The sequence below is a fragment of the Candidatus Pelagibacter ubique HTCC1062 genome, assembly GCF_000012345.1.
GTDB classification, from domain to species: domain Bacteria; phylum Pseudomonadota; class Alphaproteobacteria; order Pelagibacterales; family Pelagibacteraceae; genus Pelagibacter; species Pelagibacter ubiqueversans.
The window spans coordinates 149861-164142 of record NC_007205.1 but is presented as its reverse complement, the minus strand read 5'-3'; the positions used below and the strand labels follow the sequence as shown (position 1 = coordinate 164142).

The 14282-nt window shown below is 26.6% G+C and carries 14 protein-coding genes; 7 read left to right on the top strand and 7 right to left on the bottom strand.

Annotated elements, in window-relative coordinates; genetic code table 11:
• Positions 1-4 precede the first annotated feature (4 nt).
• From SAR11_RS00805 to SAR11_RS00780, 6 genes are read left to right on the top strand one after another with little or no spacing between them, the layout of a single operon-like run.
• On the top strand, positions 5-823 hold the full coding sequence (locus SAR11_RS00805) for a TIGR01459 family HAD-type hydrolase (RefSeq protein WP_011281509.1): 819 nt from the start codon (positions 5-7) through the stop codon (positions 821-823).
• A gap of 3 nt (positions 824-826) precedes the next feature.
• Complete coding sequence (gene ribF, locus SAR11_RS00800; protein ID WP_011281508.1) at positions 827-1744, top strand: riboflavin biosynthesis protein RibF; 918 nt, start codon at positions 827-829, stop codon at positions 1742-1744.
• A 1-nt stretch (position 1745) separates the two neighbouring features.
• Positions 1746-4463 carry an isoleucine--tRNA ligase gene (gene ileS / locus SAR11_RS00795; protein ID WP_006997752.1) on the top strand — a complete coding sequence of 906 codons (2718 nt, stop codon included), beginning with the start codon at positions 1746-1748 and terminating at the stop codon, positions 4461-4463.
• A gap of 12 nt (positions 4464-4475) precedes the next feature.
• Complete coding sequence (lspA, locus tag SAR11_RS00790; RefSeq protein WP_011281507.1) at positions 4476-4976, top strand: signal peptidase II; 501 nt, start codon at positions 4476-4478, stop codon at positions 4974-4976.
• Positions 4963-5415, top strand: coding sequence for a DUF3035 domain-containing protein (locus SAR11_RS00785; protein WP_018413569.1), 453 nt, complete (start codon positions 4963-4965; stop codon positions 5413-5415). Before lspA ends, SAR11_RS00785 begins: the two co-directional genes overlap by 14 nt.
• 3 nt (positions 5416-5418) lie before the next feature.
• The gene (locus SAR11_RS00780; protein WP_006997755.1) at positions 5419-6561 is read left to right on the top strand and encodes a glucose-6-phosphate isomerase; all 1143 of its coding nucleotides are present in this window, start codon (positions 5419-5421) and stop codon (positions 6559-6561) included.
• Here the strand turns inward: SAR11_RS00780 and rsmD are convergent.
• Both rsmD and purD read right to left on the bottom strand, forming a co-directional pair.
• Positions 6553-7119, bottom strand: coding sequence for a 16S rRNA (guanine(966)-N(2))-methyltransferase RsmD (gene rsmD, locus SAR11_RS00775; RefSeq protein WP_006997756.1), 567 nt, complete (start codon positions 7117-7119; stop codon positions 6553-6555). The two genes, SAR11_RS00780 and rsmD, sit on opposite strands and share 9 nt — an antisense overlap.
• Positions 7116-8381 carry a phosphoribosylamine--glycine ligase gene (gene purD / locus SAR11_RS00770; RefSeq protein ID WP_006997757.1) on the bottom strand — a complete coding sequence of 422 codons (1266 nt, stop codon included), beginning with the start codon at positions 8379-8381 and terminating at the stop codon, positions 7116-7118. Before purD ends, rsmD begins: the two co-directional genes overlap by 4 nt.
• 21 nt (positions 8382-8402) lie before the next feature.
• On the opposite strand from purD, the gene SAR11_RS00765 reads away from it, so the two are divergent.
• Positions 8403-8591: a DUF2093 domain-containing protein gene (locus SAR11_RS00765; protein ID WP_006997758.1), complete on the top strand. Its 189-nt coding sequence runs from the start codon at positions 8403-8405 to the stop codon at positions 8589-8591.
• 4 nt (positions 8592-8595) lie between these two features.
• Here the strand turns inward: SAR11_RS00765 and SAR11_RS00760 are convergent, their stop codons facing one another.
• From SAR11_RS00760 to ubiA, 5 genes are read right to left on the bottom strand one after another with little or no spacing between them, the layout of a single operon-like run.
• Positions 8596-9456, bottom strand: coding sequence for a lysophospholipid acyltransferase family protein (locus tag SAR11_RS00760; RefSeq protein ID WP_006997759.1), 861 nt, complete (start codon positions 9454-9456; stop codon positions 8596-8598).
• Positions 9443-10387, bottom strand: a complete 945-nt coding sequence (gene lpxK / locus SAR11_RS00755) for a tetraacyldisaccharide 4'-kinase (RefSeq protein WP_011281505.1) — start codon at positions 10385-10387, stop codon at positions 9443-9445. Before lpxK ends, SAR11_RS00760 begins: the two co-directional genes overlap by 14 nt.
• A complete protein-coding gene (locus SAR11_RS00750; RefSeq protein ID WP_006997761.1) occupies positions 10368-11630 on the bottom strand; it encodes a 3-deoxy-D-manno-octulosonic acid transferase in 1263 nt (420 codons plus the stop codon). The genes lpxK and SAR11_RS00750 overlap by 20 nt, the downstream gene beginning before the upstream one ends.
• Positions 11630-13369, bottom strand: coding sequence for an ABC transporter ATP-binding protein (locus SAR11_RS00745; RefSeq protein ID WP_011281504.1), 1740 nt, complete (start codon positions 13367-13369; stop codon positions 11630-11632). The genes SAR11_RS00750 and SAR11_RS00745 overlap by 1 nt, the downstream gene beginning before the upstream one ends.
• On the bottom strand, positions 13369-14232 hold the full coding sequence (gene ubiA / locus SAR11_RS00740) for a 4-hydroxybenzoate octaprenyltransferase (protein WP_011281503.1): 864 nt from the start codon (positions 14230-14232) through the stop codon (positions 13369-13371). The genes SAR11_RS00745 and ubiA overlap by 1 nt, the downstream gene beginning before the upstream one ends.
• Positions 14233-14282: the final 50 nt, after the last annotated feature.

Below are 14282 nucleotides of genomic sequence, written 5' to 3'. Positions count from 1 at the left end.
CATAATGACTAAGAATTTAGATAAGGATGGATTAAGGTCGATTGTAGAGAATTATGATATTTTTTATATCGATTTATGGGGTGTTGTTCATAATGGGATAACTCTTCATAAAAATGCAATCGAAGCCTTAGAAGAAATTACCAAAGCAAACAAAGACTATGTTCTTTTAACTAATGCGCCAAGACCTAATAAAATAGTAAACAATTTTTTAGAAAAAATGGGGATGAATAAAGAAATTAGAGAAAAAGTTTATTCCTCAGGAGAAGCGGCACTGAATTATTTAAAAAAAAATTCTCTAGAAGAAAAGTTTTACCATGTGGGACCACCAAGAGATTTTGATTTATTTTTAGATTTTAAAAAAAATAAGACTAATAACATTAAAGAAAGCTCATACTTACTCTGTACAGGATTATTTGAAGAGCAAGGTGAGGATTTAAAATATTATAAAGAGTTATTCAATGATCATATGGATAAGAAAATGATATGCACTAATCCAGATTTAATTGTTGATAGAGGTGAAAAAAGAGAATTATGTGCAGGGTCTGTAGCTCTTGTTTTTGAAAAAATGGGTGGAGAGGTTATTTATTTTGGAAAACCTTTTCCTGAAGTTTATAATCAAGCAATTAATAATGAAGGAAAAAGAGTTTTATCTATTGGTGATAATTTAAATACAGATATTAAGGGAGCTAATCTTTTAAATTTTAATTCATTAATTATATCAAATGGTGTTCATAAAGATGAAATTAAAAAAGAAGGAATCGATGTAATTTCAAAAAAATATGAAGTTGTTGTAAACTTTATTCAAACAGAATTAAAATGGTAAAATATGAAGCTGTATAAAGATTTTAATATTTCAAACAATCATAAAAAATCAATTATCTTGATTGGAAATTTTGATGGCGTTCATTTAGGTCATCAAAAATTATTTAAATTAGCAAATACTTATAAAAAAAAATTTAACCTAAAAATTGGTGTTTTAACATTTGAGCCAATGCCTAAAATGTTTTTTAATAAAAATTTTAAAAACTTTAGAATTTCAAATATAAATCAAAAAAAAATAATTTTAGATCATTTAGGGGTCGATTTTATAATTACTAAAAAATTTGATAAAAAATTTTCTGCAATTAAGTCTGATTTTTTTATTAAAGAAATTTTATCAAAAAAATTAGAAGCTCAATACATATTTGTTAGCAATAACTTTAGATTTGGCAACAAAAGAGAGGGAGATGTTAGGCAGTTAATAAAAAATGAAGGAAGATATCATTACAAAATAGTAAAACCACAACCACTAATTTTAAATAAAAAAGTTATCTCTTCAACATATATCCGCTCTCTTCTAGAAAAAGGACAGTTGAAGAAAACTAATAAGTTATTAAGTCGAAATTGGTCAATTGAAGGAATTGTTCAAAAGGGAAGACAGCAAGGAAAAAAAATTGGTTTTCCAACCTGCAATATTGATATTAAAGATTATGTGATTGCAATGCCTGGAGTGTATGCCGTTAAAGTAAAACAAAAAAACTCCAATAAATCACTAAAAGCTATTGCTAATCTTGGTTATAGACCAACTTTTAATCAAAAAAAAATTTTATTAGAAGTTCATATTTTTAATTTTTCTGGAAATCTTTATAATAAGTATTTATCAGTAGAGTTCACAAAATTTATAAGAAAAGAGAAAAAATTCAAAAACGTTGATCAATTAAAAAAACAAATTCAAAGTGACTTAAAAGTCGCTAAAAAAAGTTAACATGAGCAAAGAAAATATAAATTTACCTAAAACAGCTTTCTCCATGAAAGCAAATTTACAGAACAAAGAACCTGAAATTTTAGAATATTGGAAAAAGATTGACCTTTATAAGGAGTTGAGAAAATCTAATAAGGGAAAAGAGAAGTTCATACTTCACGATGGCCCACCATATGCGAATGGTAATATTCACATGGGCACTGCTTTAAATAAGATTTTGAAAGATATCATTGTTAAATTTCACCAAATGGATGGTAAAGATTCTGTATATGTTCCAGGATGGGATTGTCATGGTTTACCGATTGAGTGGAAAATCGAAGAGCAATATAAAAAAAATAAAAAAAATAAAAATGAAGTTCCAATAACAGAATTTAGAAAAGAGTGTAGAGAGTTTGCTGAAAAATGGATTGAAGTTCACAAAACACAATTTAAACGATTAGGTGTTGTTGGAGATTGGGAAAATCATTACGCAACAATGAGCTTTGAAGCAGAAGCTCAAATCGTAAGAGAATTAGGAAAATTTTTAAAAGAAGGAAGTCTTTATAGAGGTTTTAAACCTGTTCTTTGGTCAACTGTAGAAAAAACAGCTTTAGCAGATGCTGAGGTTGAGTATCAAGATCATAAATCAGATACAATTTATACAGCATTCCCAGTTAAGAAAACAAATATAAAAGAATTAGAAAATACAGATGTTATTATATGGACAACCACACCATGGACTATACCTGCAAACAAAGCTCTAGCTTATAATGAAGCCTTAGATTATTTAATAATTGAATTAGGTGATGAAGGAGATTTTAAGAATAAAAAAATAGTTGTTGCGGAAGCTCTACTAGAATCTGTAATCAAAGATTGTGAAATCAAAAGTTATAAAGAAATAAAAAAATTTAAGGGTAAGGATTTTAAAGATACAATTTGTAGTCACCCTTTCTTAGAGCTAGGTTATGATTATGATATACCAATGCTTGAAGCAAGATTTGTTACAACAGAACAGGGAACAGGTATTGTTCATTGTGCACCCAGTCATGGTCCTGATGATTTTAATCTTTGTTTAAAGTATGGGATAAAAGCCATAGAGACAGTAGATGGTGATGGTAAATACACTAAAAACCTTCCTTTATTTGAGGGAACTCATATTTTTAAAGCTAATCCAATTGTTATTGAAAAATTAAAAGAACAAAAAAAATTATTATCTAATGGAGAGCTAGTTCATTCATATCCACATTCATGGAGATCAAAAGCACCTCTTGTTCATAGAGCAACTCCGCAATGGTTTATTTCAATGGAAAGTCATGGCTTGAGAAAAAAAGCGTTAAAAGCTCTTGATGATACTAAATTTTATCCAGACAAAGGCAGAGAAAGAATAAAAGCAATGATTGAAACAAGGCCAGATTGGTGTGTTTCAAGACAAAGAGTTTGGGGAGTTCCACTTCCAATATTTGTTCATAAAACTACTAAAGAAATTTTAGTAGATGATAATGTAAATGAGAATATTGCGAGCATTTATGAAAAAGAAGGTTCTGATTGTTGGTTTTCTGACAGTCCTCAAAGATTTTTAGGGGATAAATATAAAGCAGAAGATTACGAAAAAATAAGTGATATTGTTGAAGTTTGGTTTGATAGCGGTTGCACTCATGCATTTGTTTTGGAAAAAAGAGAAGATCTTCAATGGCCAGCATCAATGTATTTAGAAGGCTCAGATCAGCATAGAGGATGGTTCCATTCGTCACTTTTAGAATCTTGTGGAACAAGAGGGAGAGCGCCTTATGAATCGATATTATCACATGGATTTGTTGTGGATGGCAAAGGTCTGAAAATGTCAAAATCTGTAGGAAACGTAATTGCACCTGAGGATATTTTAAAAAAGTATGGTGCAGATATTTTAAGAATATGGGTTGCATCATCTAATTATGCTGAGGATTTAAGAATTGATTATTCTATTTTAGAACAACACGCTGATTCATATAGAAAAATTAGAAATACATTTAGATATTTGCTAGGTAACTTAAATGATGATTTCCAAAAAATTGATTTGGAAAGTCTAGACATTAAACAATTGCCAGAGCTAGAGAGATATATGCTTCATAGAGTGTATGAGCTAAATAATAATTTTAAAAATTATTTTAAATCTTATGATTTTCACAATCTTTATAAAGAGCTTTTAAATTTTTGCACAGTAGACCTATCTTCATTTTATTTTGATATTAGGAAAGACGCTTTATATTGTGACTCAAAAAATTCTGATAGAAGAAAGAGTAGTATAGTAGTTTTAAATATTATTTTAGAATCTTTGGTTAAATGGTTTGCACCAATACTTTCATTTACAACCGAAGAAATTTTTACCCTGATAAACAAAGAGCAAAAAAGTATTCATCTTGAACAATTCATGAAATATCCAGAGTCTTTTCAAGATGAAGAACTGCATAAGAAATGGATAGAGTTAAAAAAAATTAGAGATATCTGTAATATAAGTATTGAAGCAAAAAGAGCTAGCAAAGAAATAGGATCAAGCTTAGAAGCTAGTCTAATTATTAATCTAAATAAATCATTATTCGAAATTTCAAAAAATGTAGATTTTTCAGAAATATGCATCACATCCTCTGCTTTAGTTCATCAATCAAACACTGATGAAATAATTATTAAAACGATTAAAGCCGAAGGAAATAAATGCCCAGTTTGTTGGAAGATCAATAAAGTTAAATGTGAGAGACATTCAGATTAACTAAAAAGGTTGATGAACAAAATTAACTTAAAAAACTTTTATTTAAATTTAGTAATTATATTAGTAGTTTTTATATTTGATCGTACAACAAAGCTATATATCTTAAAACTTGCAGAAGTAGAAACCTCGGTTGATATTTATATCACTCCTTTTTTAAACTTATTTTTAATCTGGAACAAAGGAATAGCTTTTGGATTATTTTCTATAGATGGAAGTGTTATTTATAATTCTATTACAATCTTAATTGGTCTTATCATTATTGCTATTATATTTATGATGTTAAAAAATGATAATATTCAGCGTTACTTTTTTGCTTTAATTGCAGGTGGCGCTTTTGGGAACTTTTATGACAGGATAGTTTATACAGCCGTTCCAGATTTTATTGATTTACATTTTTATGGCTTTCATTGGTTTGTTTTTAATGTAGCTGACATATTTATTACCATTGGAGTTTTTTGCCTTATTTTAGTAGAACTTTTCTTTAATAATAAAAAAACAAATGAAAAAAACTAATCCATTAATAGCTTCTTTTTTAATAATTCTCTTTTTAAACTCTTGTGGCACAATTGCTGAAGGATTGGGAGGAAGCAAAAAAAAAGGAAGTGACGAATTTTTGGTTGAAAAAAAGTCACCATTAGTACTACCCCCTAGCTTTGGAGAGTTGCCAGAACCTGGAAAGGAACCTGAAGAAAACATAATATCAGATAAAAAAGATACATCAGATATTGAAGATATAATAAATCAAAGCTCTTCTATAAGCACAAGTGAAAAAAGTGATGATGCAAAAAATTCTATTGAGCAATCTATTATTAAAAAGATTAATGAAAAAAAAGTTAATTTAATAGAAACTACAGAAATAAATTTAGATGAAGCTATAGAAGAAAATGAAAAACCAAAAAAAAAAGGTTTTTTTAAAAGACTAAAAGATAAATTCAATAAATCTGATAGTTAGTAAATGATATTTAAAAATTTTTTAAATATTAAAAGTTCCAAAATAATAAAAAAAGATTTTTTAAAACTACTAAAAAATCAGCCAGCATTGTTTGAAACTTTAAAACCCACATATAAATATAGCTATTCAAAAAAAATAATTAAAAAATATAAAAAATTATCAAATTTAAGAATAATTGGTATGGGTGGATCTGTTCTTGGCTCTGAAGCTATTTATGATTTTTTAAAACCTAAAATAAAAAAAAAAATTACTTTTGTAAATAATTTAAACAGCAATGCAGATTATTTTAATAATAAAAATATAAATTTAAATTTAATTATTTCTAAATCAGGAAATACATTGGAGACAATAGCGAATGCCAATGCATTAATTACCAAAAAAGAAAAAAATATTATTATTACTGAGTCAAAAAATAGCTATCTAACTAACTTAGCATCAAAACTAAAGGCAGAAATATTTGAGCATAAAAATTACGTAGGAGGCAGGTATTCTGTGTTGTCAGAAGTTGGAATGTTACCTGCAGAATTAATGAATTTAAATGAAAAAAAATTTAAACAATTTAATAATCTTATTAAAAATAAAAATTTTATTAATAATTTAGTAAGCAACGTGTCAACTACGTTAAACTTAATTAAGAGTGGAAAGCAGACATCTATAATTTTAAATTATGACGAGCTATCTGAAAATTTATTTAAATGGTATCAGCAACTAATAGCTGAAAGTTTAGGAAAAAAATCACTTGGATTATTACCTGTTGTTTCTTCAATGCCAAAAGATAATCATAGTTTAATGCAGCTTTATCTAGACGGCCCAAATAAATATTTTTATACATTTTTTAATGTTATAGAAAATAGAAATATAAAAATTAAGAATGATAGTGTTTTAAATACTCATAAGTTTTTAAAAAACTTATCAATAGAAAAAATAAAACAATCTCAAATGATTGCTACAGAGAAAGTTTTTATTTCAAAAAAAATACCTTTTAGAAGCTTTAGAATTTTAAAAAGAAATGAACAGTCTCTAGGTGAATTGTTCTGTTTCTTTATATTAGAGACTATTTTACTTGGTCGAGCTTTAAATGTTAATCCATTTGATCAACCTTCTGTTGAGTTGATAAAAATAGAAACAAAAAAAATATTAAGTTAAAACATTTCCAAATATAATTTTTGAAATACCATAATTTTTTTCTAGAATTAGGTTGAATTCCTTTGGTAGGTCGTCATCTTCTTTTTTATGTCTGTGAATAATTATGATGCCATCTGTGTTAAGCAATTCTAATTTAGTTATTGCATTCAGCAGAAAAGGTAATTTTTTTTCCTTATAGGGAGGGTCCATAAAAATAATATCAAATTTGTCATTTAATAGTTTAAGTGTATTTTCAGAAAAAATATCTTTTTCAATTATTTTTGTTTGATTTTGTTGATTTAAATTATCTATATTTTTTTTTAAAATATTTAATACTTCTGTGTAACTCTCCAAGAAGGTAATATTTCTAGCTCCTCTTGATAAACATTCGAGACCAAATGATCCAACACCTGAAAATAAATCTAAAATATTAGAATTTTCTAACTCTACATTTAATAATTTAGAATGTTTTAATATATTAAAAATTGACTCTTTTGTTAAATCTTTGAGAGGTCTTGTTAGTTTATCTTTAGGTAGAAGAATTTTTTTGCCTTTAAAATTTCCTGAAATAATTCTCATTCATCAATCACCTTATGACCAATATCTTTTCTATAGAAACCATCTTTCCAATTTAGGTTTTTAATTAAATTTATTGCTTTATCTCTACTATTTTTAAAATTTGATGACAGACTAACAAAATTAATTACTCTTCCACCATTTGAATAAACCTGATCGTTTATTTTTTTTGTACCAGCGTGAAAAAAATAATCATCCTCATCAAGCTTTAGATTTCCAATATTATCTATTAAAATTTGATTATTATATTTATCTGGGTAGCCCTTTGAACATAAAACAATACATAGACTTTTTTTTTCATGCCACTCTAAATTTATATCTTTTAGGTTTTCATTGCAGCACGCATTGATAATTTCAAATAAATCTGTTTTTAATTTTGGTAAAATAGTCTGACACTCTGGATCTCCCATTCGTACATTGTATTCAATCAAATAAGGTTCATCTTTAACTATCATTAAGCCAGCGTATAAGAATCCTTTATAATTAGATCCCATTTCTTCTAGAGCGTTAATGGTAGGTTTGATTATTTTATTTAATATTTTTTCTTCCAAAGGTTGATTGAGTAGTCTTGAAGGTGAATAAGCACCCATTCCGCCTGTATTCGCTCCTTTATCACCTTCTAGAACTCTTTTATGATCTTGTGCAGTTTCAAAACCCTTGATTTCTTTACCATCACTTATAATAAAATAGCTCATTTCTTCACCAACAAGAAATTCCTCAATTAATATATTTTTTGCTAATCCAAACTTTCCATCAAAAACTTCTTTTATTGCTAAATTTGCATCATCTTTATTTTCACAAATATAAACACCTTTTCCAGATGCAAGACCATCAGCTTTGACAACAAGTGGAAACTGAGTTTTATCTAAAAAAGATATTGCATCATTGGCATTTTCAAAAATACCAAATTTAGCAGTTGGTATATTGTGCTTTTCACATATTTTTTTTGTAAATATTTTTGATCCTTCTAACTGAGAAGAAATTTTATCAGGACCAAAAATACTTATTTCAGTATCTTTAAAGAAATCCACTATTCCATCAACTAATGGTTTTTCTGGTCCAACAATTAATAAACTAATTTCATTTTTGATTGAAAATTCTTTAATCTTGTTAAAGTCTGATAAATCAATTTCAATATTCTCAGCTATATCAGAAGTTCCTGCATTACCAGGAAAGCAGTATATCTTGTTAACTCTAGGTGATTTTTTGATGGACAGACATAGAGCGTGCTCTCTTCCACCACTTCCAATTATTCCAACTTTCATATAGATGTATATAAACTAAAAATGAATAAAAAATTAGCAAAATTAAAATATTTACCAAATAACTTTGAAATTATTGAAAATGGTGATCATGTCGTTTGTGCTGTATCAGGAAAATCAATTAGTTTAGAAAATCTTAATTATTGGAATGTTGAGCTTCAAGAACCATATTTTTCATATGTAGAAGCTCATAAAAAAAAAGAGACACACTAAATTCTTACTTCCATCTATCATGAGACCATATCCATTCCCCTGGATTTTTTAAAATTGTTTTCTCCAGCCAAATGTTTAGCTCTCTAGTAATTTTTTCAGTAGAGGAGTTTTTTGAAAACTCAATAGGTTTTTCAACTTTAATATTAAAATTTACACCATTATGCCTCTTAATAGAAATTGGTACTACTTTACAATTAAATTTTTTTATAAATTGTGCGGGAATTGTTGTGGTGAATGCTTCTTGATTAAAGAATTTAGATTTTATTCCTTGAGAGACTCTCTGATCAATCATTAAGGCTATAGAGTAGCCTTTTTTATATAATTTTAATAATTCTCTAACTCCACTAGTTCCTTTTTTAATTTGATTTTTGCAAATATATTTTTTTCTAATTCTTTCCATTAATATATTTAAGAAAATATTGTTTAATGGTCGATATATTGCTGATAGATTTACACCAGATTTTTCAATTTCCATCGCCATTAATTCAAAATTACTAAAATGACCAGAAACAAAAATTACTGGGGTTTTTTCAAACTTTATTTTTTGAAGAATTTCTTTACCTGTAATATTAATATTTGATCTAAATTGATCATTTCTAAAACCTTTAAGAAACATATATTCAGACAATGTCCTTCCATAATTATTCCACATATCTTTTGTAATACTCTTAATTTTTGAGGTATTAATTTTAGGAATAGCTCTTTGAATATTAGTTTTAATGAGGTTTTTTGATCTGAAAATTGGACCAAATGTTTCAAATAATTTTCCACTGAAGTGAGATGAAATTTTTAATCCTAAAAATTTATAAATAATAAAAAGAGAAGATATAATTAAAAATTCAAAAAAATATTTAATTTTTTTCATTTAATTTAATTAGTTTGTTTGTGAGATTTTTCTCATCTGATATATCAAGACTTGATTTAACATAAAAAATTTCATTTTTATTTAAGTTTTCTAGCCTTAAATAATCTTTTTCAGTAGTTATAATATGTGCGTTGAATTTTTTTGCATTGATTATTATTTCATCAAAATCTTTTTTTGAATACTGGTAATGATCTGGATATTCTAAATCACTTACAATTTTTAATTTATTATTTTTTAACATCTCTACAAAAGTTTTGTGATTACCAATACCAGAAAAAACCAAGTAATTTTGATCTTTATCAAATTCATCTATGTTTAACGGTATATATTTTCCAGAATTAATATTAATATTTGGGTTAATTCTTTTAATTTGTTCTTTGATGGCAATTAGACTTTCTTCATTTCCATTTAAAAAAACATTTTCATAAGATTTCAGATTATTAATATTTTCTCTTAAAGGTCCTGATGGTAGTGTAAGTCCATTTCCGATCCAATTTAGATTATTAAAACAAACAATTTCTAAGTCATATTTGATAGTGCTATCTTGTAGTCCATCATCAAAGATAGCAACTTCAAAACCTTCTGAAATGGCTTCATTAAGTGCAGTAATTCTTTTCAAATTGCTAAACAAAACTCCGTTTTTACTAAGTAGTTTTTGCTCATCAGTTTGATTGGGATAAAATTTTTTAATAAAACAAGCTCTGATATTATTTTTATCTAAAATTTCTTTTATCTTGATGGCCAGTGATGTCTTGCCTGTTCCCCCAATATAGATGTTTCCAACACAGATTGTTTTAATTTTTGAATTAGAAAATTTAGGTTTTGATTTTATTTTAGTGATTAAGCCTAAAATTATTGAAAAAGGTAATAGTAGATATGAAAAAAAGGATGGTTTTTTATGATCCCAGAATTTAGGTTTTTTTAATTTCATTATTAAATAAACTATTTATCTCATCTTTAGTTTCATTAAGTATTTTTTTTCCTATTTTTGCAATTTTTAAATAGTTTTTTTTGTTATTGGGATTAGTAATTAATTTGTCTATTGATTGAGTTAAGCTTTTTACTCCATTAACTTTATAAGCAATCTTTAGTTTATTGAGTAATTTGTAGGTATCTTTAAAGTTATCTACGTGTGGCCCATACAAAACAGTAGAACCTAAGTTGGTAGGTTCAAGAGGGTTTTGACCACCATTTCCCGATATTGATTTACCCATAAAAACTATATTAGAAGATTGATAAAATTTCTTTGTCTCACCATATGTGTCCACCAAATAAATGTCTGTATTATTTAATTTTTTTGGTTTTGAACTGTGTAAAACTATATTCAAATCTAAACCTTTAATTTCATCAACTATTTTACTAACACGATGAATATGTCTTGGTATTATTATTGTTAATAAATTTTTATATTTTTTCTTTAGTTTTATGTGAGTATTTGCACAAATGATTTCTTCACCTGGATGTGTGCTTGAAGCACACCAAACTTTTTTAGGATTTATATTTTTTAAAAAAATTTTGTCTAGTTTAGTAAATTTAGATTGTTGATTATTGAAAAACTTAAGATTTCCTATTTTTTTTACTTTTGAGACGTTTAATTTTTTAAGATAATTAAATGTTTCTTCATTTTGAGGGTAGGCAATTGAAATATTTTGAAATACTGAGTTTGAAAATTTTTTTACACCCCTCCATTTATCAAAAGTCTTTTTTGTAATTCTTGCATTAAGAAGTGTTAATGGAATTTTTTTTTTATTAATAATCTTAAAGATGCTAGGCCAAATCTCAGACTCAATAAATATTGCAATAGTTGGCTTCCAGTAATTCAAAAATTTATAAGAAAAGAATATCGAGTCTATTGGAAAAAATTGATGAACAGTTTTTTTAAAATTAAATTTTTTAAATATTTGAGCAGAACTCAAAGTTGAAGTAGTTATTAAAATTTGGTTTATAGACTTATTTTTTTCAAGCTCTTGAACTAGAGGTAAAATACTTAAAAGTTCACCCACACTTGATCCATGAAACCAAATTAAATTACCACTAATACGTTTTTTTGATGGAAAGCAAAATTTTTCTTTATATCTTTTTTTATCTTCTTTTTTTTTTAAAATTCTAAAAAATATAATTAATGGAGAGAATATTAGAGTAAGGGTAATTATTATTTGATATAAAAAAAACATTATTCTTTACGAATTTGCTTCTCATAGAAATTTTTATAAAGTTCTGAATTATTTAATAATTCATCATGTTTACCGTTCGCAACAACATTTCCAGAGTCAATAATGTAAATTTGATCAGAGCTTAAAATTGTTGACAGTCTATGGGCTATTACAATGGTTGTCTTATCTTTAGTTAATATTTTTAAGGCATCTTGAATTTTACTTTCAGTTTCAGAATCTAATGATGAAGTTGCTTCATCTAAGAGAATTATTGGACTTTTCTTGATCATGGCTCTCGCAATTGATAACCTTTGCTTCTCCCCCCCGGATAGCCTAATTCCATTTTCACCTATTATAGTTTCATACTTGTTGGGCAATTGTTCTATAAATTCATTCGCATAAGAAAATTTTGCTGCTGAAATTACCTCTTCATCAGAGACATTATCTTTTGCATATTTGATATTATTTTTTATCGTATCATCAAACAAAGTTGTATCTTGACTTACAAGGGATATTTTATCTCTTAGAGATTTAATTTTTACTTTGTATATAGATTGATTATCAATCAAGATATCTCCTGATTGTGCATCATAAAATCTTGGTATTAAGTTTAAAATTGTTGATTTTCCGGAACCACTGTGTCCAACTAAAGATGTCATTTTACCACCGGCTATATCAATATTAATATTCTTTAAGACATTTTCTTCATTAGAATTGTATTTAAAGTTTAATTTATTAAATTTAATGGATGCATCGGTGATATTTAAATCCTTAGAATCGTCGAGATCTATAATTGTATTTTTATGATCAATAATAGGTAGAATTCTATTGGCTGCTGATAACCCTTGTTTTAAAGTTATATTGATTGTTGATAAAGCTCTAACTGGCTGATAAGCGAGCATCATTGCTGCTAGAAAAGAAAAAAAATTACCTATTTCAATTTCACTCTTAAGAGCCAATTTTCCTGAATAGAATATTAAAATTGCGATCATTATTCCTGTTAAGGTTTCCATGATTGGAGACATTCTAACATATACTGTATTTATTTTTATATTTTTATCTTTTAATTGGTCCAAATGTTCGTCAGTCCTTTTGCTTTCATATTCTTCTCTTTGAAATATTTTTACTAATTTGTGGTTTTTAAATAATTCAATTAAGTGTGTGTTTAAAAAACCTGATTTTTCTTGAGCCTCTGTAACGACTTTCCCCATTCTTTTACCAAGAGTTTTTGAAGCTAAACCAGCAATAGGAATCATTATTATTGCAATCAATGATAATTTCCAGTTCTGATAAAACATCACAAATAACAACCCAAATAGAGTTAAGCTATCCTTAAATAAATTTAAAACAGCAGTACTAAGCAATGTTGTAATATGAGTTACATCATATGTTAGGTTTGAGATGAATTTTCCAGAATGTTTTTGATCAATTAATTGAGTATCTGCTTTAATTAGAGATTTTACCATTTGTGATTGGAGAATTTTTTTAATTTCTTCTGCAACTTTAATCATAATTGCTTTTGCAAAATAGAGTGCAAAACCTTTAATTGTAAACGCTACAATTATTAATAGAGGAATTACAATTATTAAAGATTGGTCTTTTTCAACAAATATTTTTTTAATAGCAGGATCCAAAAGCCAAGCTATAGCAGAAGTGCTTGCTGCAACAAGAACTCCAAAAAAAACTGATATTAATATTTTATTAATATATTTTTTTGAGTAATCTTTATAAAGTCTTTTATAAATCTCTGAATTATTCATTAAAATTTACCGATTAAAATATTACAAAAAATGAGAAGACCAACTAAATTATTACTTTTAAAAACTTTTAAGCACATAGATGGGCTTTTTGGGTTAAAAGATTTAATTTGGTAAAAAAATAAGTGGGCAATTGTTATTAACAAGCTTGCATAAAAAAAGTAATTATAATTCATCATATAGCCCACAATTAAAATAGAAAAAATTAGAAAAACATAACATGTGGATACAAAATTTTTTGGTTTATTTTTGAATTTTATTGAAGTTGATTTTACACCTATAATTTCGTCATCTTTAATATCTTGAAACCCATAAATTGTGTCGTATCCTAGTGTCCAAAATATGGCTCCAAAGTAAAAAATAATAGCAACAGCATTTATTTCACCCTGAATTGCAGTCCATCCTAAAATTAGACCATAATTAAATGTTATTCCTAAAAATAATTGAGGCCAATAAGTAAATCTTTTCATTAAAGGGTAAGTGAAGGCTAGAGGCATAGACCCAAGTGCAAGTAAGATTGTTAAGTTATTAAAGTTAATTAAAACCAAAAGCGCAAGTAGACATAAAATCAAAGTATAAAATATTCCTAATTTTATGGAAACTTGATTAGACGCAATAGGTCTATTTTTTGTTCTTGAAACTTTTTTATCAAATTCTTTGTCAGAGATATCATTTACAACGCATCCTGCAGAACGCATTAGAACTGATCCTAAAAAAAATAATAATAAGTAAAAAAAATAATCATTTAAGTTTTTTGAGAAATCATAAGCAAGAGTTAGTCCCCATGCACAAGGCCAAAATAATAACATATAGCCAATAGGTCTCTTCAATCTTGTTAGTTCAATAAAGAGATTTAATTGTTTCATAATAATTTACTTGTAAATAACAAAGGCTAGTTTCATAATCAAACTGATTC